Genomic DNA, 26161 nt, shown 5'->3' with positions numbered 1-26161 from the left:
CCCCTCTGCGTCGCTTGTCTGGCGCCGGTAATACAGCGTAGCTGTCTTTCCGAGCCAACAGTTTTCCGCGAAACGGCCGACATGCCTGCTTAATGGCAAGAATTCGCCCGTCTCCTTTTGCGGATCGCTGTATGTCTTCACTGTCGCCTTCCTCTGCGCTGCGCACGCTGCGGGTCGTCTGGCCCTTCGTCATCATCCTGTCCTGCCAGGCGCTGGTCGCCATCGTCAGCCTGCAACTGCTGTCGACGGTGCGCGCCTATGTGTCCGCGGAAAGCCTATGGAGCAAGAGCCTTGGCAACGCCATGCTGGCGCTCGGCGCCTACCTGGACGAAGGGCGGCCCGAGTTCTATCACGCTTACCTCGCGTCCATCAGCGTCAACGACCTCGACCGGGCGGCGCGGCAGGAACTCGATAGTGCCGGCGACCGGGCCGAAGCGGCGCGGCTGCTGCGCCTGGCAGGCAACAGCCCGGACGACATCGATGGCCTCATCGCGCTCTTCCAGATGGCTCGCCATGTGGAACCCTTCGAAGGGGTGATCGCCCGCTGGCAGATCACCGATCCCTACATGGACGAATTCCAAGCCCTGGCCCGCACCGGCTTCGAGTTGATCAAGCTGCGGGGACCGGGACCGGCGCTGATTCCGCTGAAACGCCAGCTGCTGGACCTGCACGACCGGATGATGCCGGAAACGGTGGCCTTCTCGGAGCGCCTGGGGGTGGCGTCGCGGCAGCTGGTGGCGGCCCTGTTCATCGCCAACGTCCTGGTCGGCGCCTTGCTGGTGCTCCTGGCCATCTGGCGCATGCACAGCCTGGTGCAGCAGCGCTGGCGCTCCGAGCAGGCGCTGCAGGCGGAAAAAGAACATATCCAGGTCATCCTGGCGTCCCTCGGCGATGCCGTGCTGGCGCTGAATGCCCAGGGTCGGCTGCTCTATCACAACCCGGCCGCGGAGCGCCTGCTGGCGTGGCCGGGGCTGGCGGCGGGTACGCCCGTCACCCATCTGTTCGACATCCAGACCGAGGACCAGCCGGCGTCGACCCAGCCGCTGGCCGAGCGCCTGCGCAGCCAGGACTGGCTGGCGGGCAACGAGCCCCTGGCCCATCAGCTGGTGCGCATCGACGGTACCCGGGTGCCAGTGGCCCTGACGGTGACCTCCCTGCCGCGGGGCGAGTCCGGCACCGGGGTGGTGCTGGTGATGCACGACCAGACCCGCGAGCGCGCCTTTCTGCAGGATCTGGCCTGGCAGGCCAGTCACGATGCCCTGACCGGGCTGGTCAATCGCCGCGAATTCGAGACCCGGCTGGAGCGCCTGCTGGCCCGCGAGGACCTGGCCTGTGCCTCGCTGCTGTTCATCGATCTGGACCAGTTCAAGATAGTCAACGACACCTCCGGGCATTTCCATGGCGATCGCCTGCTGCGCCAGCTGTGCGAATTGCTCGCTCAGCAACTGTGCGAAGAGGATTGCCTGGCGCGGCTGGGCGGCGACGAATTCGGCGTGCTGCTGGAAAGCCGTACGCCGGCGCAGGTCGAGGCCGTGGCCGAGCGCCTGCGCTGCTGCGTCGGTAGCCTGCAATTCGAAGCGGCCGGGCAGGGCTTTCGCGTCGGCCTGAGCATCGGCGTGGTGCACCTGGGAGGCCAGGCCCTGGCGCCCGAGGAGGCGCTGCGCCTGGCCGATCTGGCCTGCTATGCGGCCAAGGACAAGGGGCGCAATCGCATCCAGGTCTTTGCCCCGGGCGATGTGGAGCTGGATCAGCGCCATGGCGAGATGGCCTGGGTGCAGCGCCTGCACCGGGCGCTGGCCGAGGACAGGTTTCGGCTGTATGTCCAGCCGATCCTGGGGCTGGGCCAGGAGACCGTCGCGGATCGCCACGTGGAGGTGCTGATGCGACTGGAAGAGGGCGAGCGGCTGATCGCGCCGGGCGCCTTCATCCCGGCCGCGGAGCGCTATGGCCTGATGCCCGATCTGGATCGCTGGGTGATCGCCGCGGCGCTGGCGCGCTTCGCCGAGCTGCCCGACGGGCTGCTCGACACCCTGGCCATCAACCTGTCCGGGCATTCGCTGGGCGAGGCGGGTCTGGCCGATTTCGTCAGGCAGCAACTGCAGCGCTGGCAGATCGCGCCGGCGCGCATCTGCTTCGAGATCACCGAGACCAGCGCCGTGGCCAATCTGGATGCGGCGCGGTTGTTCATGGACGAATTGCGTGGCCTGGGGGTGAGATTCTCGCTGGACGACTTCGGCGCCGGGATGTCGTCCTTCACCTACCTCAAGCACCTGCCGGTGGACTACCTGAAGATCGACGGCAGCTTTGTCCGCCACCTGCTGGAAGACGCCGTGGACAGTGCCATGGTCGAGGCGATCAATCAGCTGGGCCATCTCACCGGCAAGAAGACCATCGCCGAGTTCGCCGAGAACCCGGCGGTGGTGGCGGCGCTGACTGCCCTGGGGGTCGACTATGCCCAGGGCTACGGCATCGCCCGGCCGCAGCCCTTCACCGAGGACACCTGCCAGGCGCTGCTCCGGCAGGTGTGGCACGAGACTTCAGGGACGCGCGTCGTCGTCCTTGAAGCGGCGGAAGAGGGTTGCCAGTAGCGCCCCGGAGATGTTGTGCCAGACGCTGAACAGGGCGCTGGGGACCGCGGCCAGCGGCGAGAAATGCGCCGTGGCCAGGGCGGCGCCGAGCCCGGAATTCTGCATGCCGACTTCCAGTGCCAGGGATTTGCGCTGGGCCACTGGCAGCTTGCAGAACTTGCCGGTGAGATAGCCGAGCAGGAAGCCGAAGCCGTTGTGCAGGATCACCACCGCCATGATCAGCAGCCCGGATTCCGCGATACGCGCCTGGCTGGCGGCCACCACCGCGGCAACGATCACCACGATGCTCACCACCGAGGCCAGCGGCAGCACCTCGACCAGGGCGCCGACGCGCTGGCCGAGCAGGCGCTGGGCGACCAGACCCAGGGCGATGGGTAGCAGCACCACCTGCAGGATCGACCAGAACAGCCCGCCAAAGGAGATCGGCAGCCAGGTGGAGGCCAGCAGCCAGATCAGCGCCGGGGTCAGCAGGGGCGCGAGCAGGGTGGTCACCGCGGCGATGGCCACCGACAGCGCCAGGTCGCCCTTGGCCAGCCAGGTCATGACATTGGACGCCGTGCCGCTGGGGCAGCAGCCGACCAGGATGACGCCGACGGCGATCTCCGGCGGCAGGTGGAACAGCTGACAGAGCGCCCAGGCCACCCCCGGCATGATGACGAAGTGCGCTACCACCCCCAGCAGCACCCGCCAGGGGTGACGGCCGACCGCGGCGAAATCCTCGACCTTGAGCGTCAGGCCCATGCCGAACATGATCACCCCCAGCAGCGGCACGATGGCCACGCTCAGCGGCTTGAACACCGCGGGGGCGAAGAACGCCAGCAGGGCGGCTAGCAGCACCCAGAAGGCGAAGGTATTGCCGACGAAGCGGCTGAAGGCGGCCAGGGCACGCATGGCAAACTCCTTTTTCAATAGGCAGAAAAAAGGCCGGTCTGCGCCGGCCTTGAGGTGAGCTTAGAGCCCCTGGGGCAATTCTTCACCACCCAGAGCTTCGATCAGCTGTGGCAGGAATTCCGCCAGGGTCATCATCATCAGCACGAAGCTGGCGTCCTGCTGGCCGAGGGCGTCTTCGCCGCCGTCCTGTTCGGCCTGGTCCTGCAGGAGGTCCTCGAACTTCAGGCGCTTGATGGTGACCTTGTCGTCCAGCAGCAGGGCCAGCTTGTCCTGCCAGGCCAGGGCCAGCTTGGTGACCAGCTTGCCGGCGCCCAGGTGGTTCTGGATCTCTTCGCTGGTCAGGTCCTGACCCTTGCAGCGCACCACGCCGCCGTCTTCGCCGGCATCGCGCAGTTCGCACTCGTCGAGGATATAGAGGCCATGGGTGGCGTCACCGGCCTTGACCCAGTCGGTGAAGGTGGCCATGGGGGCCTGCTTGACGCCCAGCGGGCGGACCGGCAGCGAGCCCAGGGCATCGCGCAGGGTGGAGAGCAGGTCCTCGGCGCGCTTGGCGCTGGAGGCGTCGACCAGGATCCAGCCCTGCTTGGGATCGATGGCGGCATAGGTGGTCTGGCGCCGGATGAAGGCGCGCGGCAGGAAGGCCTGGACGATCTCGTCCTTGATCTGCTCTTTCTCCTTCTTGTAGACCTTGCGCATCTGCTGGTTTTCGATCTCGTCGACCTTTTCCTGCACGGCTTCCTTGACCACGCTGCTGGGCAGGATGCGTTCTTCCTTGCGCGCGGCGATCAGGAAGAAGCCCTGGCTTTCGTGCACCAGCGGCAGGTCCGGGCCCTTGCCGAAGGGGGCGACGAAACCGTAGGTGGACAATTCCTGGCTGGCGCAGGGACGAGCCGGCTTGGCGGCGAGGGCGGCTTCGAGGGCTTCGGTCTCGAAGGCGACTTCCTGGGTGAGACGGTAGACGAGCAGATTACGGAACCACATGGTGTCACTCCCAAAAACGAAGCGCGCATTATCCGCGTCGCCCGCCCCGGAGGCCAACCCCGGATCGCGATGGTCGTCGGGAATGCGCGCTTTCTTAGGTGCGCTGGAGGGCAGCGCTAAGCCTTTGGAAGTGCTGGGAAAATTTTTTTGAAAAAGGGGTTGCCAGGTCGTAAACCCCTCCGTAGAATGCGCCCCACTTCGAGAGCAAACGGGTGATTAGCTCAGCTGGGAGAGCATCTGCCTTACAAGCAGAGGGTCGGCGGTTCGATCCCGTCATCACCCACCACTCGAGGTAATGCGCAGCGGTAGTTCAGTCGGTTAGAATACCGGCCTGTCACGCCGGGGGTCGCGGGTTCGAGTCCCGTCCGCTGCGCCATTCAAGGGTTGTCTGGTCCTGAACGCCAGCAACCATCGAGAAGCGGCCCTAGTGGCCGCTTTTTCGTTTGGGCGCGATTTTTCTGGTCGGGCTTTCTCGGGTTTTTCCTTCTCTATGTAGCTTGCTTGGGTCGAGGGTTCTTGCCCTTCGGCCTGTTCGCATGCCTGTGGAAAACGCTGCGCGGTTTTCCACGCTACTGATTAATCATGGCCGCGGTGCTCCGCCGATATGGCTGCTTCTGCATTAGGGTTCTGATCGCGGCCATGGGCCGCTCCTACAGGCACGGATGCCGCTGTAGGAGCGGCCCATGGCCGCGATCAGGGGTAGGGCAGGAGCGTTCAGCCCCGCACCGCATCCAGCACTACTTCCAGCGGATGCCGCAGGCGGCGGTCGTCGATGCGCTTGACCTGGCTGCGGCAGGAATAGCCGGTGGCCAGGGCTTCGCCCTGTTCCGCCGGGACGGCCAGGGCGCGGGCCCAGGACTGGTCGTAGATCACCTTGGAGGTCGCCAGGTTGCGTGCCTCGTGGCCATAGGTGCCGGACATGCCGCAGCAGCCGGTGCTTTCCGGCTTGAGGCCCAGACCCAGGCGTTCGAACACCTGCTGCCACTGGCTGACGCTGGCCGGGGCGTTGGTCTTCTCGGTGCAATGGCCGAGCAGGCGATAGACCTTGTCGCCAACTACCTTCTGCTCTTTCGGCAGCACCTGCAGCAGCCACTCCTGGGGCAGGAGCACTTCGGGCATCCGGGCAATGCCGGGGACCTTGGGGTACTCCTGGCGGTAGACCAGGGTCATGGCCGGATCGAGGCCAACCAGCTTGACGCCGAAGCCGGCCAGGCTGGCGAGCTGGGCGGCGTTGCGCCGTGCGGTGCGCTCGAAGGCGCCGAGAAAACCCTGCACCTGCAGCGGCTTGCCGTTGGCGCGATAGGGCGCGAGGAACACCCGCTGGCCCAGCCGGGCCGCCAGTTCGAGGAAGGCGGCGGTGAGCGGCGTCTCGAAGTAGCGGGTGAAGGCATCCTGTACCACCACTACGGTCCTGGCGCGCTCTTCCTCGCTCAGCGCCAGCAGCCGCTCCGGCGTGGCGATCTGCACCTGCCACCGATGCATGACCGGCACCAGGTCGAAGCGGCTGAGCAGGGGGCTGTCGACCATGCCGATGCGCTCGGCGAACAGCCGCTGGATCGGCGTCGCACCCATCACCGCGTTGTAGAGGCCCGGGGCGCGGGCGAACAGCGGCAGGCTGAATTCCAGGGAGCCGATCAGGTAGTCGCGGACGGGGCGCAGATAGCGACGGTGATAGAGTTCGAGAAAGCGCGAGCGGAATTCCGGCACATTGACCTTGATCGGGCATTGGCCTGCGCAGGACTTGCACGCCAGGCAGCCGGCCATGGCGTCATAGACCTCGTGGGAGAAGTCCGCCTCGGCCTGGCGGCCATTGCGCCAGCGCTGCGGCAGGGCCTTGAGCCAGTTCAGCGCACCGCGCGGCGCCGGGGCCAGGACATCGATGCCGGCCTGGCCCTGCAGCCGCAGCCATTCGCGGATCAGGGCGGCGCGGCCCTTGGGCGAATGGATGCGCTGGCGGGTGGCCTTCCAGGACGGGCACATGGCGTCGTCGGGATCGTAGTTGTAGCAGGCGCCGTTGCCGTTGCAGTGCATGGCGGTGCCGTAGCTCTGCCAGACGCGCTCGTCGAGGGTGCGGTCCAGCTCGCCTCTCAGGGTCACGCCATCGACCTTGAGCAACTCGGCGCCGCTAGCGAGCGGGGTGGCGATCTTGCCCGGATTGAGCTGGTTGTGCGGATCGAAGGCGCCCTTGAGCGCCTGCAGGGCAGGATAGAGGTCACCGAAAAAGGCCGGCGCGTATTCCGAGCGCACGCCCTTGCCGTGTTCGCCCCAGAGCAGGCCGCCGTATTTCTGCGTCAGGGCGGCCACCTGGTCGGAGATCGGCCGGACCAGCGCCGCCTGGCGCGGGTCCTTGAGATCCAGCGCCGGACGCACGTGCAGCACCCCGGCGTCGACGTGGCCGAACATGCCGTATTGCAGGTTGTGGCCGTCGAGCAGGGCGCGGAATTCGGCGATGAAGTCGGCCAGCCGCTCGGGCGGTACCGCGGTGTCTTCGACGAAGGGCTGCGGGCGGATCTCGCCCTGGACGTTGCCGAGCAGGCCCACCGCGCGCTTGCGCATGGTGTAGACCCGGGTCACGGCATTGCGGCCGACGGCCAGGGTGTGGCCGAGGCGCTCGACGGTAGGGTCCTGGCGCAGGTGCTCGAGGAAGCCCTGGACGCGGGCATCCACTTCCTCGGGATCGTCGCCGCTGAATTCCACCAGGTTGATACCCAGGGTGGGACGCGCGACGTCTTCGGGGAAATACTCCGCCACGCTGTGCCAGACGATGTCCTGCATGGCCAGCAGCAGGACCTTGGAATCCACCGTCTCGATGGACAGCGGCTTGAGTTCGATCAGGGCGCGGGCGTCGCGCAGGGCGTCCATGAAGCTGGCGTAGCGGACGTTGACCAGCACCGAATACTTGGGAATCGGCAGGACATTGAGTTTGGCCTCGGCGATAAAGGCCAGGGAGCCCTCGGCGCCGCAGAGCACGCTGTTGAGGTTGAAGCGGCCGTCCGCCTCGATCAGGTGCGCCAGGTCGTAGCCGGTCAGGCAGCGATTGAGCTTGGGAAAGCGCGCCTCGATCAGGTCGGCCTGCTGCTCGGCAATGTCCCGCGCGCAGCGATAGACGGCGCCGGTGCGGTCGTCGCGAGCGCAGAGGGCGTCCAGCTCGGCGTTGTCCACCGGGCGACTCTGCAGGCGCTCGCCGCCGATCAGGTAGGCATCCAGCTCCAGCACGTGGTTGCGGGTCTTGCCGTAGGTCACGCTGCCCTGGCCGCTGGCGTCGGTGTTGATCATGCCGCCGATGGTGGCGCGGTTGGAGGTGGACAGCTCCGGGGCGAAGAACAGGCCGTGGGGCCGGAGCGCGGCGTTGAGCTGGTCCTTGACCACGCCTGCTTGCACCCGCACCCAGCCCTCCGCGGCGTTGATCTCGAGGATCTGGTTCAGGTGGCGGGAGAGGTCGACCACGATGCCATCGGTGAGGGACTGGCCGTTGGTACCGGTGCCGCCGCCACGCGGGGTCAGGACCACGCCCTGGAAGCGCGACTCGCCCATCAGCCGGGCCAGGCGCTGGACGTCGGCGCTGTCCTTGGGAAAGACCGCCGCCTGGGGCAGGCGCTGGTAGATGGAGTTGTCGGTGGCCATGACCGTGCGGCTGGCATGATCCAGCGCGATCTCGCCCTGGAAGCCGCTGGCGGCCAGGGTGGTCAGGAAGTCGGTGTAGGCGGCGGCAAGGGGCGCCGGGGCCGGCAGGCGGGCGATCATGTTCATCAGGCGGGCTCTCTGGCGGCGGACGGCCGTCTCCTTCAGCGAGCGAAGGAATGGCGTCGACCTTTTCTGGCTATAGTAGGCATTCTCACCACAGCGCGGCGGCGCTACAACCGAAGATTCCGCCGCCTATGCCGGAAGATCCTGAATGAATCACCGTCGCCTGACGCCCTCCATGTCGCTGCTGCTGGCTTTCGAGGCGGCGGCGCGCCATGAGAGCTATACCCGGGCGGCCGAGGAGCTGTCGCTGACCCAGAGCGCCGTCGGTCGCCAGGTGCAGGCCCTGGAACAGTTGCTGGGATTGACGCTGTTTCGCCGCGAGGGGCGGCAGATCGTCCTTACCGATGTCGGTCGCGCCTACAGTCGCGAACTGGGCCTGGCCCTCGGGCAGATCCGCAGCGCCACCCTGCAGGCCATGGCCTTCGCCTCCGGCCAGGGCACCCTGCGCCTGGCGGTGCTGCCGACCTTTGGTTCCAAGTGGCTGCTGCCGCGTCTGGGCGACTTCTATGCCGCCCACCCCGGCATGCTGGTGCACCTGCATTCGCGCATCCAGGCGGTGGACTTCGCCGCCAGCGAGATCGATGCCGCCATCAGCGTCGGCAGCGGCGACTGGCCGGGGCTCCGTGCCCATCCGCTGCAAGCCGAGCACCTGGTGGTGATCGCCAGCCCGGCGACCCTCGCGGAATTGCCGGACGCCACGCCTGCCACCCTGGCCGACCAGCTGCTGCTGGGCGTGGCCAACAATCCCCAGGCCTGGGGCGAGTGGTTCCGGCATCACGAGCTGCCGCATCGGGCGATGCGGCCGGGGCCGAGTTTCGAGCTGACCTCGCACCTCATCCAGGCGGTACGCGCCGGCATCGGCATCGGCCTGGTGCCGCGGGTACTGGTGGAGGACGAACTGGCCCAGGGCGAGTTGCTGGCCTGTGGGCCGGCGCTGGTCAGTCGCCGCAGCTATTACCTGGTCTATCCGCCGCGCAACGAGGGGCTGCCGTCGCTGCAGGCCTTTCGGCAGTGGCTGCTGGCCGAGATCAATGAAGGAGAGGGACAGCCATGAGCAAGCCGGGACAGCGGGTACTGGCCGCGCTGCGGCAGATGATCCTGTCCGGCGAACTGGGCGCGGGCGAACGCCTGGCGGAGATTCCCACCGCCGAACGCTTCGCCGTGTCGCGCATGCCGGTGCGCCTGGCCCTGCGCACCCTGGCCGAGGAAGGCCTGCTGGAGCGCAGCGGTGCCCGCGGCTATCAGGTGCGGGCGCTGACCGGTGCCGATCTGGAGGGCGCCGTGGAAGTGCGCGGGGTGCTGGAGGGCCTGGCCGCGCGCCAGGCCGCCGAGCGTGGCCTGGACGCGCCGACGCGCGCCCGGCTGGAAGACTGCCTGCGCCGGGGCGATCTGCTGTTCGCCAAGGGGCATGTGCTGCTGGAGGATCTGGAGGAGTACCACGATCTCAACCGGGCCTTTCACCAGGCCATCGTCGCGGCCAGCGGCAATCCGGCCATCGGCCTGGCCCTGGGCCGCCACGAGCATCTGCCCTTCGCCTCGGTGAGCGCGCTGGCGGTGGATGCCGACAATCTCGAGCGCGAATACCGCCGCTTCAACTTCGCCCATCTGCAGCACCATGCGGTCTTCGATGCCCTGGTGCGCGGCCAGGGCGCCCGTGCCGAGGGCATCATGCGCGAGCACGCCCAGGCGACCCTGGGCTATGCACGCTGGTTCGGTGGGGAAGAGGGGGAGGCGGGGGCGGTGCGGGTGTTGGTGTAGGCCGGTTCCCTCACCCCGGCCCTCTCCCAGGGGGAGAGGGGGAGGCTAGGAGGGCTCGGGTCGTTAGAGATCCAGCACCAGCCGCTCGCCCTTGGCGCGGGAGCAGCAGGGGGTGAAGCGGTCGTTGGCGGCGTGCTCGGCCGCGGAGAGAAAGAGGTCGCGGTGCTCGGGTTCGCCGTCAAGCACCGGGGTCAGGCAGGTGCCGCAGAGGCCCTGACCACAGGACACCGGCAGGACGACCCCCATATCGGCCAGGACCTCGACCACGCTGCGCTCGGCCGGTACCTGCACGCGGCGCCCGCTGCGCGCCAGCTCCACCTCGAAGGGCCGCTGCTCGCCCTGGGCGGCGGCATCGGCGGCGAAGAATTCGCGATGGATCTGCCCGGGTTGCCAGCCCTGGGCCTGGGCGGCGTCCATCACCGCGGCCATGAAGCCGGCCGGGCCGCAGACATAGAGGTGGTCGTCCGGCGCCGCCGGGCCGAGCAGGTGCTGGAAATTGGGTCTCAGCGCCGGATCGTGCTGGTCGAAATGCACCCTGACCTGCTCGGCATAGGGCCGCGCCTTGAGCCAGGGGATGAAGGCCGCGTGTTCGCGGTCGCGCACCAGGTAGCGCAGGGTGAAACGCGCGCCCTGCCGATAGAGCTGTTCGGCCATGGCCAGGAGGGGGGTGATGCCGATGCCGCCGGCCAGCAGCTGGGTGCGGCGTGCGCTCGGCAACAGGGCGAACAGATTGCGCGGCTCGCTGACCTGCAGGCGATCGCCTACCTGGAGGCGGTGCATGGCCTGGGAGCCGCCGCGGGAGTCGGGGACGAGCAGCACGGCGATGCGATAGCGGGTCGGGGCAGGTTCGGGCGTGGCGCATAGCGAATAGTGGCGCAGCAGGCCGTCGCCCAGGGCGATCTCCAGATGGGCGCCGGCGGCGAAGCCGGGCAGGGGGCCGCCGTCGGCGCGGGCCAGGTCGAAGGCCAGGATGGTGGGCGCCTCGCGCTGCACGGCGGTGACGATCAGGTCGAGCATGGGAGGTCTCCTAGGCGATCTGCCGGACCGGGATGCCGGTGGCGGCCTGTTCGGCGGCCAGCAGGCGGTCGATGATCTGCCGCGACTGCACGCCGCCGGCGTCGATGTTGAGCTTGAGCAGGCCGCGCTCGGGATAGCGCAGGAGGTTCTGCTGCTGGCGTTCGAGCATTTCCAGATCTTCGCCGAAGATCTTGCCCTGGCCCTCGCGGATGCTGGCGGTGAGCTCGGCATCGTCCGGCTTGAAGTTGCGCGCCATGCCCCAGAAGTACCAGATGGAGGTCTCGGTCTCGGGGGTGATGAAGTCAACCACCACACTGGCGGCCTTGACCGCCGCCGGGGCGTCGTAGCCGCCATGGCCGGCATGGGCCACGCCTACCTCGATCATGACGTGGCTGGGCGGGGTGAAGCGGCAGATCTGCCAGCGATCCACCGGGACGTCATCGGCCAGGCCGTTGCCGCGCAGGGCCATGCGCCAGAAGGGCGGGGCGGAGATGTTTTCCATGTGCCGGCTGGTAATGACCTCGTCGCCTTCGACGCGGGTGGCCGGCGGCGCCTCGTCGATCTCTTTCTGGCCGATGCTGGAGGCGTGGACATAGGTCTCGTGGGTGAGATCCATGAGATTGTCGATCATCAGCCGGTAGTCGCACTGGATGTGATAGAGGCCGCCACCATAGGCCCAGTCCGGGCTCTCGGCCCATTCCAGGCGGGGGATCAGCGCGGGATCGGCCTTGGCCTGGTCGCCCGGCCAGACCCAGACGAAGCCGTGCCGCTCGACGGCGGCATAGGGGCGCACCGCGGGAAAGACGCCGACCCGCTGCCCCGGCATGCCCAGGGTCTTGCCGCCGCAGCCCATCTCCAGGCCGTGATAGCCGCAGACCAGGGTGCCGTCGCGGACGAAGCCCAGGGACAGCGGCGCGCCGCGGTGGGGGCAGAAGTCTTCCAGGGCCACCACCTGGCCCTTGGCATCGCGATAGAAGACCAGGGGTTCGCCGCAGATCTGGCGGCCCAGGGGCTTGTCCTGCACTTCGTCGGGGGTGCAGGCGACGTACCAGGCGTTCTTCGGGTACATGAATGGGACCTCTTGTTGTTGTCTATTGGATCCAATGATCGATTGAGGTCTTTAGGGGTGTCAATGCGGCTGCCAGGTCGTCGAGGGCGATTGCTGCTCGATAATCGCCCGCTAATTGATCAGAGGTACGGGCTCTTACAGGACGGAATAGCCTTGATCGGCCAGCGCTTTCCGGGCAGGACAGAGGCTGGCGCCTGGATTCGATTGGGCAGCGGCATCTTGTGGATTGGATCCATATTTGCCAGCGTTAGCGGGCTGAGATTCCAACAACAAGAACCCAAGGATGCTCACCATGTCAGTACGCCTCGCTCTCTTTCCGTCCAATCCCGGGCGCGTCCCGCGCGGTCGCCGTCACCTGCTCGTTGCGCGAGGTGGGCTATGACCGATCTGCGCGAGATCGTCGACCGAGGGCCTATGCGCGGCTTCCAGTACCTGGCCGTGCTGGTGTGCATCCTGCTCAACATGATCGATGGCTTCGATGTGCTGGTGATGGCCTTTACCGCGGCCTCGGTTTCCCGCGAGTGGGGACTCTCCGGCGCTCAGGTCGGGCTGCTGCTCAGCGCCGGCCTGGTCGGCATGGCGGCCGGTTCGCTGCTGCTGGCGCCGCTGGCCGATCGATGGGGGCGCCGCCGGCTGATCCTGGTCTGCCTGCTGCTCTCGGGGATCGGCATGTTGCTCTCGGCGCTGGCGGGGTCGCCGCTGCAACTGGCACTGCTGCGCGGCCTTACCGGCTTGGGCGTGGGGGGAGTGCTGGCCAGCAGCAACGTGATCGCCAGCGAATATTCGGCGCGCCGCTGGCGGGGCCTGGCGGTCAGCTTGCAGGGCATGGGCTATGCGCTGGGAGCGACCCTGGGTGGCTTGCTGGCGGTCTGGCTGCTGTCGCACTGGGGCTGGCGCGCGGTCTTCTGCGCGGGTGGCCTCATCACCCTGGGCGCCCTGCCACTGGTGCTCCTTGGTCTGCCGGAATCGCTGGATTTTCTGCTCACGCGGCGGCCGGTCAGCGCCCTAGTGCAGGTCAATCGCCTGGCCCGGCGACTTGGCCAGCCTGAGCTCGCCGCGCTGCCACCGCAGGTGCAAGGCCCCGGCGCCGCCGGCACCGTTGGCCGGCTGCTGGCTCCGGCCTTGCGGCGGACCACCCTGCTGGTGTGGACGCTGTTCTTTCTGGCCATGTTCGGCTTCTACTTCATCATGAGCTGGACGCCCAAGCTGCTGACCACCCTGGGGCTTTCCGAGCAGCAGGGGGTGGCCGGTGGCGTGCTGCTGAGCGTGGGCGGCATCTTTGGCGCCGCCCTGGTGGGTCTGCTGTTCGCTCGCCTGCCGCTGTCCCGGGCGCTGGGCGGCTTCATGCTGACCACCGCGCTGCTGCTGGTGGCCTTCGCCCATATGGGCAGTTCCTACCTGGGCGCCCTGGCCATGGGTCTGCTGATCGGGCTCTTCGCCAATGGCTGCGTCGCCGGACTCTATGCGCTGCCGGCACTGGCCTATGCCGCCGAGGTGCGCGCCACCGGGGTGGGCTGGGGCATCGGGATTGGTCGCCTGGGCGCCATTCTCTCGCCGGTAGTAGCAGGACTGCTGCTCGATAACGGGTGGCCGCCGCTGCGGCTGTACCTGGTCTTTGCTGGCGTCTTCGTCGCGGCGGGGCTGCTGCTCCTGCTGACCCGCCCCGAAGGACGGCCGACGTCAGCAGGTTTGAGCGTGTCCGCGGGCAAGGCGCTGGGCTAGCCGCTTTTGGCAGGGTCATCATTTTGCCAAAAATAGTTAATTGACTTAACTAATTCCCTGGCGTAGCTTCAGTGCCATACCCACCCAACAACAAGAGGCACACGCCATGGGCAGTTACGACGGACGCTGGCAGACGGTCAAAGTGGACATCGAGGACGGTATCGCCTGGGTGACGCTCAATCGTCCGGAAAAACGCAATGCCATGAGCCCCACCCTCAACCGCGAAATGGTCGAGGTGCTGGAAACCCTGGAGCAGGACGCCAGTGCCGGCGTGCTGGTGCTGACCGGTGCCGGCGAGGCCTGGACCGCGGGCATGGACCTCAAGGAATACTTCCGCGAGACCGATGCCGGCCCGGAGATCCTGCAGGAAAAGATTCGTCGCGAAGCCTCCCAGTGGCAGTGGAAGCTGTTGCGCATGTACGCCAAGCCGACCATCGCCATGGTCAACGGCTGGTGCTTTGGCGGCGGCTTCAGTCCGCTGGTGGCCTGCGACCTGGCCATCACCGCCAACGAGGCCACCTTCGGCCTGTCCGAGATCAACTGGGGCATCCCGCCGGGCAACCTGGTGAGCAAGGCCCTGGCCGACACCGTGGGCCATCGCACCGCCCTCTACTATGTGATGACCGGCAAGACCTTCAGCGGTCCCGAGGCCGCGGCCATGGGCCTGGTCAACCAGAGCGTGCCGCGCGACCAGTTGCGCGAGGTGACCACCGCCCTGGCCCGCGAGCTGCTGGACAAGAATCCGGTGGTGCTGCGCGCCGCCAAGGTCGGCTTCAAGCGCTGCCGCGAGCTGACCTGGGAGCAGAACGAGGACTACCTCTATGCCAAGCTCGACCAGTCGCGCCTGCAGGATCCGGAAGGCGGGCGGGAGCAGGGGATGAAGCAATTCCTCGACGACAAGAGCATCAAGCCCGGTCTGCAGACCTACAAGCGCTAGATCGCCACCGCCCCACATACAACAACAAGAGGTAGCGTCATGGTCGAGGTATCCCTGCTCATCGGCGGCGCCAGCCGCCCGGCCGGCGACGGTCGCAGCTATCAGCGTTGCCATCCGGTGACGGGTGCGGTGGTCTCCACGGTGGCCGCCGCCACCCTGGACGATGCCGACGCCGCGGTGGCCGCGGCACAGGCCGCCTTTCCCGCCTGGGCCGCGTTGCCGCCGGGCGAGCGCCGCCGCCGTTTGCTGGCGGCAGCCGATGGCCTGGCGGCGCGCAGTGGCGAATTCGTCGCCCTGGCCGGGGAGACCGGGGCCATGGCCAACTGGTACGGCTTCAATGTCCACCTGGCCGCCAACATGCTGCGCGAGGCGGCGGCCATGACCACCCAGATCCAGGGCGAAGTCATCCCTTCCGACGTCCCCGGCAGCTTCGCCATGGCCTTGCGCCAGCCCTGTGGCGTGGTGCTCGGCATCGCGCCCTGGAACGCACCGGTGATCCTGGGGACCCGCGCCCTGGCCATGCCCCTGGCCTGCGGCAATACCGTGGTGCTCAAAGCGTCGGAGCAGAGTCCGGGCGTGCACCGGCTGATCGGCCAGGTGCTGCAGGACGCCGGGCTGGGCGACGGCGTGGTCAACGTCGTCACCAACGCCCCGGAGGATGCCCCGGCCATCGTCGAACGGCTGATCGCCAACCCGGCGGTGCGGCGGGTCAACTTCACCGGCTCCACCCGGGTCGGTCGCATCGTTGGCGAGCTGTCGGCGCGCCATCTGAAGCCCGCCGTGCTGGAACTGGGCGGCAAGGCGCCGCTGCTGGTGCTGGAAGACGCCGACCTGGATGCCGCGGTCGCCGCGGCAGCCTTTGGCGCCTACTTCAACCAGGGGCAGATCTGCATGTCCACCGAGCGCCTGCTGGTCGACAGCCGTATCGCCGACGCCTTCGTCGAGCGCCTGGCGGCCAAGGTGCGCACCCTCAAGGCGGGTGATCCCAGTGCAGCCGACTCGGTGCTGGGCTCGCTGATCGACGCCAGCGCCGGCACCCGCATCAAGGCCATGATCGACGACGCCGTGGGCAAGGGCGCCCGGCTGGTCTGTGGTGGCCAGCTCGACGGCAGCATCCTCCAGCCGACCCTGCTGGATGGCGTCACCGCCGAGATGCAGCTCTATGCCGAGGAATCCTTCGGACCGGTCGCGGTGGTGATCCGTGCCGAGGGCGACGAAGCCCTGCTGCGCCTGGCCAACGACTCCGAATTCGGTCTCTCGTCCGCCATCTTCAGCCGCGACACCGCTCGCGCCCTGGCGCTGGCCCAGCGGGTGGAGAGCGGCATCTGCCATATCAATGGCCCCACGGTGCACGACGAGGCGCAGATGCCCTTCGGCGGCGTCAAGTCCAGCGGCTACGGCAGCTTCGGTTCGCGCGCCTCCATCGACCACTTCACCCAGTTGCGCTGGGTGACGCTGCAGACGGGGCCACGTCACTACCCGATCTAGCGTCCGCAGTCCCTAGCTCCTGTTGCAACAACAATAAGAGGCGCCTCCGGGCGCCAGCCCAGAGGAGAATTCAAGGTGAGTCACGTCACGCAAACCCGCGCGCCCGCCGATCAGCCGCTGCGCTATCGCCCGGTGACCCTGGGCCACCCCGGGGTCACGGTGGAAGAGCGCGGGGGGCTGCTCTACATGGCCTCCCAGGAAGCCCTGACCCCACCGCCGCCGCGGCTGCTGGATCGCCTGCTGCACTGGGCCGAAGTGGCACCGGACCGCACCTTCTTCGCCGCGCGGGACGCCGGCGGCGCCTGGCGCGAATTTTCCTATGGCGAGATGCTGCAGCGAGTGCGCCAACTGGCCGCCGCGCTGCTGGAGTTCGGCCTCTGCGCCGAGCGTCCGCTGGCGATTCTCTCCGGCAACGACCCCGAGCACCTGCAGCTGGCCATGGCGGCGCTCTATGCCGGCATTCCCTTCTGCCCGGTGTCACCCGGCTATGCGCTGCTGTCCCAGGACCACGCCAAGCTGCGCCATGTCTGCGGTCTGCTGCAGCCGGCGCTGGTGTTCGTCAGCGACGGCCCGGCCTTCCAGAAGGCGCTGGATGCCGTACTGCCCGCCGACGTACCGGTGATCGCGACCCGCGGCCAGGTGCAGGGTCGCAGCACCCTGGCCTTCGCGGCGCTGCTCGCCCGCGGCGAACTGGCCGCCGCCGAGCGCGCCTTCGCCGCCACCGGGCCGGACAGCATCGCCAAGTTTCTCTTCACCTCAGGTTCCACCAAGCTGCCCAAGGCGGTGACCACCACCCAGCGCATGCTCTGCGCCAACCAGCAGATGCTGTTGCAGACCTTTCCGGTGTTCGGCGAAGAGCCGCCGGTGCTGGTGGACTGGCTGCCCTGGAACCACACCTTCGGCGGTAGCCACAACCTGGGGATCGTGCTCTACAACGGTGGCACCTTCTACCTGGACGAGGGCAAGCCGACGCCCCAGGGCTTCGGCGAAACCCTGCGCAACCTGCAGGAGGTATCGCCCACCGCCTACCTCACGGTGCCGCGCGGCTGGGAGGAGCTGGCCAATGCGCTGGAGCGCGACGCCAGGTTGCGCGAGCGCTTCTTCGCCCGCATGCGACTGTTCTTCTTTGCCGCGGCGGGGCTGTCGCAAAGCGTCTGGGATCGCCTGGATCGCATCGCCGAGGCCCACTGCGGCGAACGCATCCGCATGATGGCCGGCCTGGGCATGACCGAGGCCTCGCCCAGTTGCACCTTCACCACCGGCCCGCTGTCGGTGGCCGGCTATGTCGGGGTGCCGGCGCCGGGCTGCGAACTCAAGCTGGTACCGGTGGACGGCAAGCTGGAAGGGCGCTTCCGCGGTCCGCACATCATGCCCGGCTACTGGCGCGATGCCGCCCAGACCACCGCCTGCTTCGACGAGGAAGGCTTCTACTGCTCGGGCGATGCGCTCAAGCTGGTCGATCCGGCCAATCCGCAACTGGGCCTGATGTTCGACGGTCGCATCGCCGAGGACTTCAAGCTCTCGTCCGGGGTCTTCGTCAGCGTCGGTCCCCTGCGCAATCGCGCGGTGCTGGAGGGGACGCCGCTGGTGCAGGACGTGGTGGTGGCGGCGCCGGATCGCGAGTGCCTGGGGCTGCTGGTCTTTCCGCGCCTGGCGGACTGCCGGCAACTGGCCGGGCTGGACAATGGGGTCGATGCCGCCACGGTACTGGCCAGCGCCCCGGTGCAGGACTGGTTCGCCGCCTGGCTGGGGCGCCTCAATCGCGAGGCCTCGGGCAACGCCAGCCGCCTGGAATGGATCGCCCTGCAGGAAGAGCCACCATCCGCCGACCGCGGCGAGATCACCGACAAGGGCTCACTCAACCAGCGCAGCGTCCTGGCCCATCGCGCCGAGCGGCTGGACGCCTGCTACAGGGGAACGGCGCCGCTGTTGATCAGGGTGTAATTCGGCGGCTGGGGTCGCCCTCACCCCAGCCCTCTCCCAGAGGGAGAGGGGGCGTTCAGTGCCACTGCGCGACGTTCGTAGGTTGCGGTTGAGCGTAGCGAAGCCCAACAAGGAGGGGCTGACGACATCCCTCATCCTAGCCCTCTCCAAGAGGGAGAGGGGGCGTTCAGTGCCACTGCGCGACGTTCGTAGGTTGCGGTTGAGCGTAGCGAAGCCCTACAAGGGGGGCTGACGACATCCCTCACCCCAGCCCTCTTCCGTGGAAGAAGGGCGTTACGCAAGGGCGGCGGAGACTGGCTCCAGGGGCCGCCGGCCCTTATGCCCGATCACTCATCCTTGCGTGGCTTGCGCTTCGCCTGATCCGTGCCGTACAGGGGCTTGCCGCCCAGGCTGCGGGTGAGTTCATCCGCGGCTTCGCGCAGGACCTCGTACAGGGTCTGGGCGCGTTCCAGGCTGAGGCGATTGGCCGGCCCCGAGATCACCAGAGCACCCAGCAGCTCTTCCTGGGCGTCATAGATGGGCAGGGCGACGGAAGAGGCGTGCGGATCGGTGGCACCGCAGGAATAGAAGGGGATGATCCCTGCCTTGGCCACCGCGTAGGGCGTCTGCAGGGCCTGGGCCCCGGCCGCCTGGTCCATGGGACGCATGTCGCCGGGTTGGAGGTGCAGACGCAGGCGATGCGGGGAATTCACCCGGTACTGACAGAGTCGGTAGGCGCCGTGTCGTACATAGAAGGAGGCGGTTTCGCCGCTCTCTTCGGTGAGCTGATGCAGCCGCGGCATGATGTGGCGGCCGACATCGTGGGAGTCCTGGTAGACGGCATTGAGGCGCACGACCTCGCTGGCCAGGATGTAGTTGCCATCGGCGAGCCGGGTCACCAGGCCGTATTTTTCCAGGGACACCACCAGGCGCATGATGGTGCTCTTGATCAGACCGGTGCGATTGGCCAGTTCGGCGAGACTCAGGGCGGCATCGCCGATGCGAAAGGCGGTGAGAACGGTCAAGACGCGATCAGCAGAGGCAACGCCGGAAACGCCTGGGCGAGGACGGTTGGTGTTCAAGCGAGTGTTCCTAAAGGGCAGCTATCGCCCCATTATCCGCGAGCGCCCGGTGTGCGCCTAGTGAGTCACTCACACCGGTCAGCTGTCCAGGCGCTGCTATCCGCCTTTATTGATAGCTAGACATTTCAATGGCAATGGCCCACCCGCCCCGAGGTGAGCGTCCACCAATGCCCCGATCATGCCGTCAGGGCATTGCTTTGCTTGCGCCGCCGCTCAGATCGCCGCGCTGCGTTCCTTGATCTCCTGACGCAGGAGCCGGTCGTTCTCGGAGTAGTCCAGGCTCTCTCCCCCGGGAATGCCGAAGAGGTATTGCATCCTCGTTTCCAGGCAACGAATGACCAGGCCGGCGGCCCTCATCATGGGTCCTGTATTCCTTTTTGAAGTGGGAAGGGCGTTCCGGGCTGGCGAGTGAAGCTGTGGGAATTCATGAGCGATCCTTTAAAAAAGAAATATCATTTCAAAGTATATTTTTTGGCGGCTTCAGGAGCCTGGCTCACGCTGACCGTTAGGCCGTAAAAGGCTTGATAGGACTTTTTTGGTTACGAATTTTCGGCAGCGTAGCCAATGCCTTGTCTCGTTTACGAAATGGCATTCCATTATCTTGCTTCAACGGGTGCCGGCCGAGAGATCTTCCTTGCGGCCGGAAACGCTATTCCGTGATCAGTCAACGCCGGCAGCGTCGCCCTGGACGCCGCTGCCGCGCGTGACGCCTGGCCACGTCCATTCCAACAAAAACAATAGAGAGCTATCCATGACCAAGACCGCGAGTGCTGTGCTTGCCTCTTTCCTGGCGCTGTCCCTCAGCTCCTTCAGTGCGCAGGCCGCCTGGCCGGAAGACCGGCCGATCGAATTCCTGGTCGCCTATGCCCCCGGTGGCAGCACCGATGTCATGGCGCGCGCGATGCAGCCCTATCTGGAGAAGCGCCTGGGCGCAAAGATCGTCATCGTCAACCGCCCCGGCGCGGCGGGCGAGATCGCCTACACCATGCTGAGCAAGGCGAAACCCGATGGCTACACCTTCGCCTTCATCAATACCCCCGGCTTCCTGAGTACCCGCGTGCAGCGCAAGGTCGGCTACGACCCGGCGAAGATTCGCCCGGTGGCGCGCATCGTCGACGATCCCACGGTGCTGGCGGTGCCCAAGGATTCCTCCTACCAGACCCTGGCCGACTTCACCGCGGCCGCCAAGGCAGCGCCCGGCAAGTTCTCGGTCGGTACCTCCGGCGTGGGGACGGATGACCACCTGATGATGGTGGAGCTGCAGCAGCTGACCGACATCAAGCTCACCCACGTGCCTTTCAGCGGCGCTTCCGAATCCCGCACCGCCCTGATGGGCGGCCATATCAGCGCGGCCGGGCAGAACATCAGCGAGATGAACGCGGACGACGACTTCCGCGTGCTGGCGCAATTCTCCGCCGAGCGCATGCCGCAGCAGCCCAATCTACCCACTGCCAGGGAGCAGGGCGTCGACCTGGTCATGACCTCCGAACGGGGCATCGCCGCCCCGTCCGGGGTGCCCGAGGCCATCGAGCAGCGGATGGCGCAGGCGGTGAAAGAGGTCATCGAGGATCCGGCCTTCGTCAAGCAGGCCGGGGACCTGTCGCTGCCGCTGGCCTATCTGTCCGGCGAGGATTGGGCCGCCCAGATGCCGGCGCAGCTCGCGGGTTACCAGAAGCTGTGGAGCGTCTCGCCATGGGTGCAGTGACACGCGCGGCGCGCGGTAGCCGCCCCGACCTGCTCGCCAGTGCCATCTTCATCGGCCTGGGGGCGCTGGTGCTCTGGTCGTCGAAGGATCTGCCGTTCGGCAGCGCGGCCATGATGGGGCCGGGCTATCTGCCGGTGTTGGTCGGCTCGCTGGTGATCATCCTCGGCGTCGTCATCGGTCTGCTGGGCCTGTGGCAGCACGCGGAATCCATCGGCGCCGTACAGCTCAGGCCTTTATTGATCCTGTTGGCTTCCGTCGGCGGCTTCGCCCTGGCGGCCGAGTATGCCGGCTTCATCGTCGCGGCGGCCGGGCTGGTGATCTTCGGCAGCATGGCCGACCGCGAGTGGCGGCTGCGCGAGGTGCTGATCTCCAGCGTGGTGCTGACCCTGTTCGGCGTGCTGGTCTTCATCTATGGACTGGATGTCCAAATGCGTGTGGGGCCTTTCTGATGGAGATCTTCGACGCGCTCTACCTGGGCTTCTCCGAAGCCATGAGCCCGACCAACCTGGCGTTCTGCCTGATCGGCGCCCTGCTCGGAACCCTGATCGGCGTGCTGCCAGGCATCGGGCCCACGGCCACCGTGGCGATCCTGCTGCCGATCACCTACTTCCTGCCACCGCTGGCCGCCCTGATCATGCTCGCCGGCATCTTCTACGGTGCGCAATACGGCGGCTCGACCACGGCGATCCTGGTCAATCTGCCGGGCGAGGCCTCGGCGGTGGTCACGGCGCTGGACGGCCATGCCATGGCCAAGCGGGGGCGGGCGGGAGCAGCGCTTGCCACCGCCGCCCTGGCGTCCTTCTTCGCCGGGACCGTCGCCACCGTGGCCCTGGCGGTGGCCGGCCCGGTGCTGTCGCGCTTCGCCCTGTCCTTCGGGCCGGCGGAATACGTGGCGCTCACCGTCTTCGGCCTGCTGGCGGCGACCATCCTGGCCAGCGGATCGGTGATCAAGGCGGTCGGCATGGTCTGCCTGGGACTGCTGCTCGGCATGGTGGGCATGGATGTCAGCAGCGGCACCACGCGCCTGACCTTCGGTTCCACCGATCTCTACGACGGCATCGACTTCGTGGTGATCGCGGTGGGCCTGTTCGGCATCGCCGAGATCGCCGTCAACCTCGAATCCCGCGAAGCCCGCGGCACCCTGGCCGGCAAGATCACCCGGCTGTGGCCCACCCGCGAGGACTTCCGCAGGGCCTGGCCGGCTACCCTGAGGGGCACGGCGTTGGGGACCTTCCTCGGCGTCCTGCCGGGCGGCGGTGCGACCCTGAGCGCCTTCAGCGCCTATTCGCTGGAAAAGAAGGTTTCCAAGACGCCGGAGCAATTCGGCACCGGGATGGTGGAGGGCGTCGCCGCGCCGGAGTCGGCCAACAACGCCGGCGCCCAGTCGTCCTTCATCCCGCTGCTGACCCTGGGCATCCCGTCCAACTCGATCATGGCCATGATGCTCGGCGCCATGATGATCCACGGCATCACTCCCGGGCCTTCGGTGATCACCAACCAGCCCGCGCTGTTCTGGGGTCTGATCGCCAGCATGTGGATCGGCAACCTGATGCTGCTGGTCATCAACCTGCCGCTCATCGGCGTCTGGGTGCGGCTGCTGCAGGTGCCGTATCGGCTGCTGTTCCCGGCCATCCTGCTGTTCTGCTGCGTCGGGGTCTATAGCGTCAACAACCGCGGCTTCGATGTCGCCCTGGTGATCATCTTCGGGCTGCTGGGCTATCTGTTCCGCAAGGCCAAGTGCGAGCCGGGTCCGCTGCTGCTGGGTTTCGTCCTCGGCCCCTTGCTGGAGACCAACCTGAGACGCGCCCTGCTGATTTCCCAGGGGGATCCGTCCGTGCTCGTCCAGCGGCCGATCAGCGCCACCCTGTTCGCCGCCTCGGCCATGCTGCTGGTGATGATGGTGTTGCCGGCGTTTCGCCGGAAGCGGGAGGAGGCCTTCCAGGAGGAGGAGGCCTGAGCGGGGAGGGGGCGACGGGCTGAGCTCGCCGCCCCCTCGGCGTGCTAGCGGCAGGCGACGTCGAAGGTCTGGGCGATGGTGTCGAGCAAGGCGCTTTCGGAGTCCTGCTTGCGACGCGCCATGGCGAGTTGGCGAGTGGGCGCGGCGGTGCCGAGGGAGACCTCCCTTATCTCATAGGGCCCCAGGTGTTCCGGGCGCAGTCGCGGCAGCACCGAGACGCCCAGACCTAGGCCGACCATGGCGACGATGGCGTCGGCGCTGGGGACATCGAGCAGGGCCTCGCACTGGGGCACCAGGCCATCGACGAAGCGCGCCGCCAGGCGACCGACCACCAGCTTGCGATCCAGCCTGATCCAGGGATAGCGCCGCAGATACGCCTCTGGCTCCAGGGGCGCGAGCTGCGCTGGCACCACCAGTACCAGCGGCTCGCGGAGCAGGTCATGCCAATGCAGCCGGGCCGAGCCGCCGCCTGGTGGTCTGATCAGGATGGCGGCATCCAGGCGATCCGCTTTCAGGGCGGCGATCAATTCGGGCGTATTGTGCCGCTCCAGTTGCAGGGTGATGCCGGGAGCGCGTTGCTGCAGTTCGGCGACCGCCTTGGGGAGCAGGGTGGTCAGGACCGAACCCGTCACCCCGAGACGGACGCGACCGGTCAGCGGCTGGGCGCGCTTATTGCGCAACTTCTCGAGATCGGCCAACGGCCGGGCCATGGTGTCGATCAATTGTCGGGCGAACCCCGTGGCTTGCACCGCCCGACCCGAGCGATCAAACAGTGACTGGCCGAAGTAGGCCTCGAGCTGCTTGATCTGCAGGCTGACAGCGCTGGGGGTCAGGTTCACCGCCTCCGCGGCGGCGGCGAAGGAGCCGCGCTCCACTGCCGCCTGCAAGGTCAGGAAGGCTTCGATCTTCATGAGTTTTTCTCGTCTTTGGATCGACGAAGAATAACTTTTCTTGGCGGGTCGGGCGCCTAAGATGGCCAAAACGAGGCCAGCGGCATGAACCAGACGAGCAGACTGCAAGACTATCCCTTGGCGTCCCACACCCTGCCCAAGGGCAGCGGCGGCTACCGGATACCCCGGCGCCTGCGGACGATTCTGTCCCTCGATGACTTCGAGGCGGCCGCTCGCCGCTTCCTGCCCAAGCCGCTGTTCGCCTACGTCAGCGGTGGCGCGGAAGAGGAAAAGTCGCTGCACGGGAACCGCTCGGGATTCGATCGCTATGCCTGGGTCCCGCGCGTCTTCACCGATACCTCGGCGCGCAGCCTCGAAACGACGCTCCTGGGGCAGCGCTACAGCGCGCCCTTCGGCATCGCGCCCATGGGCATCAGCGCCCTCACCGCCTTCGAGGGTGACCTCATCCAGACCCGGGCGGCCAGGGAGGCCAATATTCCGGCGATCATGAGCGGCTCCTCCCTGCTGCCGATGGAGGCGGTGGTGCAGGAAAATCCGGACGCCTGGTTCCAGGCCTATGTGCCGGGCGAAGACGCCAAGATCCTCGCTCTCCTCGAGCGGGTGCAGCGCGCCGGTTTCAAGACGCTGGTGGTCACCGCCGACGTACCGGTGTCGGCCAATCGGGAGAATCTGATTCGCGCACGCTTTTCCACGCCGTTGAAGCCGGATCTGCACCTGGCCGGGGAGGGCATCACCCACCCGCGCTGGCTGCTGGGTACCGCCTTGCGCACCCTGCTCCGGCGGGGCATGCCGCACTTCGAGAATTCCGGCGTCGGCCGTGGCGCGCCCATCGTGTCGGCCAATGTGATGCGCGATTTCGGCGCCCGCGATCACCTTAGCTGGCGGCATCTGGAGCTGATCCGCCGCCACTGGCCGGGCACCCTGGTGGTCAAGGGCATCCTCGATCCGGCGGATGCCGTGCGCGCCCGGGAGGTCGGCGTGGAGGGCATCATCGTTTCCAACCACGGCGGACGCCAGCTGGATGGCAGTGTCGCGCCCCTCGCCATCCTGCCGCAGGTGGTCCAGGCGGTCGGTTCGGATTATCCGGTGATGATCGACAGCGGCTTCCGCCGTGGCGGTGACATCCTCATGGCGCTCGCCCTGGGGGCGACCTTCGTCTTCGTCGGTCGACCGATGAACTATGCCGGTGCCGTGGGCGGCCAGCCGGGCATCAAGCATGCGATCGGCATCCTGGCCACCGAACTGTCGCGCAACATGGCGCTGCTGGGGATCCAGAGTCCCGGCGAGGTCCGTCGCGACAGCCTCAGGATCGTGCGGTAACCACGGCCGATCTGCTATTTGATGATAGGCGGTAGGTATCCTTGGCCGTGCCGCTGAACAGCGCTGCCCGGTCATCCTTGACCCAGCCCTTGGTCAGGCGCTTGAAGGCGTTCCAGAGCACCCCATAGGAAAACATGCCCTTGTCCACGGGGAAATTGCTTTCGAACAGGCAGCGCTCGGCGCCAAAGGCTTCCACGCAGGTCAGCACATAGGGCCGCCACAGGTCCGCCAGCTCCGCTGAGCTGGGCGGCGTGGCTCTCTCGTCGAAGGCGAAGCCACCGACCTTCATGCCCAGGCCACCCAGTTTCAGGCGCAGGTTGCTGCACCTGGCCAGTTCCCTGATGGCCAGGGACCAGGTCTGGAACACCTCCTGGCGTTGGTGCGCATAGGGTCCGGCGCCGAGCGGGCCGCCGAAATGATCAAGGACGATCAACTGGTCGGGGAATCTGCGGGCGAGGGCCAGGACCTCGTCGAGCTGGGTGTGGTACGCCCAGATGTCGAGCGAGAGGTCATGCCGGGCAAGACAGGCCACGCCTTCGTGGAAGCGCTCATCCATGAGGATGCCCGCCGGCGGTGGCCGTGGATTGGACACCAGCCGTGGATCGCCATGCCAGGCAGTGGCGTTGCGGATGCCGCGCAGGCGTCCGCCGCTGCGCGCCTGCATTTCTTCCAGAACCGGGACGATCCCCTCGCCCTGGCGGAGGTCGGCGCCGGCGACGATGGCGGCGCAGAGCCGGCTCTCGCCATAGAGACCGCTGGCGCTCTGGGCCGCTATTCCGGCCGCGAATTCCACTTCCCCCACGGCATCGAAGGGCGCGGCCCGGTCCGCGCTGTACATCGACCGGCACTGCACATAGACCGAGGCCAGGATGCGATGGCCGCTACCGGTGTCCGCCAGGTACTCGGGCAGCAGGTAGCGCTGGCCGGGTCGGTCCCAGAGGTGGTGATGGGCGTCGATGATGGGCAGCTCGGGCTCCAGGATCGGTTCCTGGACCTGGGCCAGCCAGGCCTCGCGGACCGGGGCGTGGGGGGAAGCCGGAGCCTCAGCCATGGCGACGGCTCCGG

Annotated in this window: 19 protein-coding genes and 2 tRNA genes; 13 read left to right on the top strand and 8 right to left on the bottom strand. The window is 67.4% G+C overall.

Annotated elements, in window-relative coordinates; translation table 11 throughout:
• Positions 1-131: 131 nt before the first annotated feature.
• Positions 132-2588 (top strand): putative bifunctional diguanylate cyclase/phosphodiesterase, encoded by a 2457-nt coding sequence (locus tag ACZ5R1_RS15010; protein ID WP_115946119.1) that lies wholly within the window; start codon positions 132-134, stop codon positions 2586-2588.
• On the opposite strand, the gene ACZ5R1_RS15005 is transcribed toward ACZ5R1_RS15010, so the two are convergent.
• Positions 2538-3479, bottom strand: a complete 942-nt coding sequence (locus tag ACZ5R1_RS15005; protein WP_027602755.1) for a bile acid:sodium symporter family protein — start codon at positions 3477-3479, stop codon at positions 2538-2540. The two genes, ACZ5R1_RS15010 and ACZ5R1_RS15005, sit on opposite strands and share 51 nt — an antisense overlap.
• A 60-nt stretch (positions 3480-3539) precedes the next feature.
• On the bottom strand, positions 3540-4460 hold the full coding sequence (gene rdgC / locus ACZ5R1_RS15000; protein WP_007159072.1) for a recombination-associated protein RdgC: 921 nt from the start codon (positions 4458-4460) through the stop codon (positions 3540-3542).
• 210 nt (positions 4461-4670) lie between these two features.
• Between rdgC and ACZ5R1_RS14995 the strand changes: the two genes are divergently transcribed.
• Both ACZ5R1_RS14995 and ACZ5R1_RS14990 read left to right on the top strand, forming a co-directional pair.
• Positions 4671-4746: transfer RNA gene (locus tag ACZ5R1_RS14995), tRNA-Val, on the top strand.
• A 13-nt stretch (positions 4747-4759) separates the two neighbouring features.
• Positions 4760-4836: transfer RNA gene (locus tag ACZ5R1_RS14990), tRNA-Asp, on the top strand.
• 338 nt (positions 4837-5174) lie between these two features.
• Here the strand turns inward: ACZ5R1_RS14990 and ydiJ are convergent.
• Positions 5175-8204: a D-2-hydroxyglutarate dehydrogenase YdiJ gene (gene ydiJ, locus ACZ5R1_RS14985; protein WP_313331632.1), complete on the bottom strand. Its 3030-nt coding sequence runs from the start codon at positions 8202-8204 to the stop codon at positions 5175-5177.
• A gap of 151 nt (positions 8205-8355) precedes the next feature.
• Here ydiJ and ACZ5R1_RS14980 point away from each other — a divergent pair, with 151 nt between their 5' ends.
• Positions 8356-9261 (top strand): LysR substrate-binding domain-containing protein, encoded by a 906-nt coding sequence (locus tag ACZ5R1_RS14980; protein WP_027596841.1) that lies wholly within the window; start codon positions 8356-8358, stop codon positions 9259-9261.
• Positions 9258-9965, top strand: coding sequence for a GntR family transcriptional regulator (locus tag ACZ5R1_RS14975; RefSeq protein ID WP_027596840.1), 708 nt, complete (start codon positions 9258-9260; stop codon positions 9963-9965). The genes ACZ5R1_RS14980 and ACZ5R1_RS14975 overlap by 4 nt, the downstream gene beginning before the upstream one ends.
• Before the next feature lie 63 nt (positions 9966-10028).
• On the opposite strand, the gene ACZ5R1_RS14970 is transcribed toward ACZ5R1_RS14975, so the two are convergent.
• Together ACZ5R1_RS14970 and ACZ5R1_RS14965 are read right to left on the bottom strand one after the other, a co-directional pair.
• Entirely contained in the window at positions 10029-10982 is a 954-nt protein-coding gene (locus ACZ5R1_RS14970) for a PDR/VanB family oxidoreductase (RefSeq protein WP_464712473.1), read from the bottom strand.
• A 10-nt stretch (positions 10983-10992) separates the two neighbouring features.
• Positions 10993-12051 (bottom strand): aromatic ring-hydroxylating dioxygenase subunit alpha, encoded by a 1059-nt coding sequence (locus tag ACZ5R1_RS14965; RefSeq protein WP_074584707.1) that lies wholly within the window; start codon positions 12049-12051, stop codon positions 10993-10995.
• A 378-nt stretch (positions 12052-12429) separates the two neighbouring features.
• Here ACZ5R1_RS14965 and ACZ5R1_RS14960 point away from each other — a divergent pair, with 378 nt between their 5' ends.
• The 4 genes from ACZ5R1_RS14960 (at position 12430) to ACZ5R1_RS14945 (ending at position 18142) form a co-directional block, all read left to right on the top strand.
• Positions 12430-13773, top strand: a complete 1344-nt coding sequence (locus ACZ5R1_RS14960; RefSeq protein WP_144960390.1) for an MFS transporter — start codon at positions 12430-12432, stop codon at positions 13771-13773.
• Between the two features lie 106 nt (positions 13774-13879).
• A complete protein-coding gene (locus tag ACZ5R1_RS14955; RefSeq protein ID WP_027602761.1) occupies positions 13880-14710 on the top strand; it encodes a p-hydroxycinnamoyl CoA hydratase/lyase in 831 nt (276 codons plus the stop codon).
• 39 nt (positions 14711-14749) lie between these two features.
• Positions 14750-16198 (top strand): aldehyde dehydrogenase, encoded by a 1449-nt coding sequence (locus tag ACZ5R1_RS14950; protein ID WP_027596836.1) that lies wholly within the window; start codon positions 14750-14752, stop codon positions 16196-16198.
• Between the two features lie 75 nt (positions 16199-16273).
• Positions 16274-18142, top strand: a complete 1869-nt coding sequence (locus ACZ5R1_RS14945; RefSeq protein WP_464712472.1) for a feruloyl-CoA synthase — start codon at positions 16274-16276, stop codon at positions 18140-18142.
• 326 nt (positions 18143-18468) lie between these two features.
• On the opposite strand, the gene ACZ5R1_RS14940 is transcribed toward ACZ5R1_RS14945, so the two are convergent.
• Positions 18469-19203 carry an IclR family transcriptional regulator gene (locus ACZ5R1_RS14940; protein ID WP_037007228.1) on the bottom strand — a complete coding sequence of 245 codons (735 nt, stop codon included), beginning with the start codon at positions 19201-19203 and terminating at the stop codon, positions 18469-18471.
• 751 nt (positions 19204-19954) lie between these two features.
• On the opposite strand from ACZ5R1_RS14940, the gene ACZ5R1_RS14935 reads away from it, so the two are divergent.
• From ACZ5R1_RS14935 to ACZ5R1_RS14925, 3 genes are read left to right on the top strand one after another with little or no spacing between them, the layout of a single operon-like run.
• Positions 19955-20908: a tripartite tricarboxylate transporter substrate binding protein gene (locus ACZ5R1_RS14935; protein WP_042135634.1), complete on the top strand. Its 954-nt coding sequence runs from the start codon at positions 19955-19957 to the stop codon at positions 20906-20908.
• Positions 20896-21357: a tripartite tricarboxylate transporter TctB family protein gene (locus ACZ5R1_RS14930; protein WP_027596833.1), complete on the top strand. Its 462-nt coding sequence runs from the start codon at positions 20896-20898 to the stop codon at positions 21355-21357. The genes ACZ5R1_RS14935 and ACZ5R1_RS14930 overlap by 13 nt, the downstream gene beginning before the upstream one ends.
• Positions 21357-22865 (top strand): tripartite tricarboxylate transporter permease, encoded by a 1509-nt coding sequence (locus ACZ5R1_RS14925; protein ID WP_464712471.1) that lies wholly within the window; start codon positions 21357-21359, stop codon positions 22863-22865. Before ACZ5R1_RS14930 ends, ACZ5R1_RS14925 begins: the two co-directional genes overlap by 1 nt.
• A 44-nt stretch (positions 22866-22909) precedes the next feature.
• On the opposite strand, the gene ACZ5R1_RS14920 is transcribed toward ACZ5R1_RS14925, so the two are convergent.
• Entirely contained in the window at positions 22910-23776 is an 867-nt protein-coding gene (locus tag ACZ5R1_RS14920) for a LysR family transcriptional regulator (RefSeq protein WP_464712470.1), read from the bottom strand.
• 84 nt (positions 23777-23860) lie between these two features.
• Here ACZ5R1_RS14920 and ACZ5R1_RS14915 point away from each other — a divergent pair, with 84 nt between their 5' ends.
• Positions 23861-25096 carry an alpha-hydroxy acid oxidase gene (locus tag ACZ5R1_RS14915; protein ID WP_464712469.1) on the top strand — a complete coding sequence of 412 codons (1236 nt, stop codon included), beginning with the start codon at positions 23861-23863 and terminating at the stop codon, positions 25094-25096.
• Here the strand turns inward: ACZ5R1_RS14915 and ACZ5R1_RS14910 are convergent.
• Positions 25080-26147: an amidohydrolase family protein gene (locus ACZ5R1_RS14910; RefSeq protein ID WP_464712468.1), complete on the bottom strand. Its 1068-nt coding sequence runs from the start codon at positions 26145-26147 to the stop codon at positions 25080-25082. The genes ACZ5R1_RS14915 and ACZ5R1_RS14910 overlap by 17 nt on opposite strands.
• Positions 26148-26161: the final 14 nt, after the last annotated feature.

This window comes from Pseudomonas sp. Pso3, from assembly GCF_055393275.1.
This window is presented reverse-complemented; position numbering and strand designations above follow the sequence as displayed.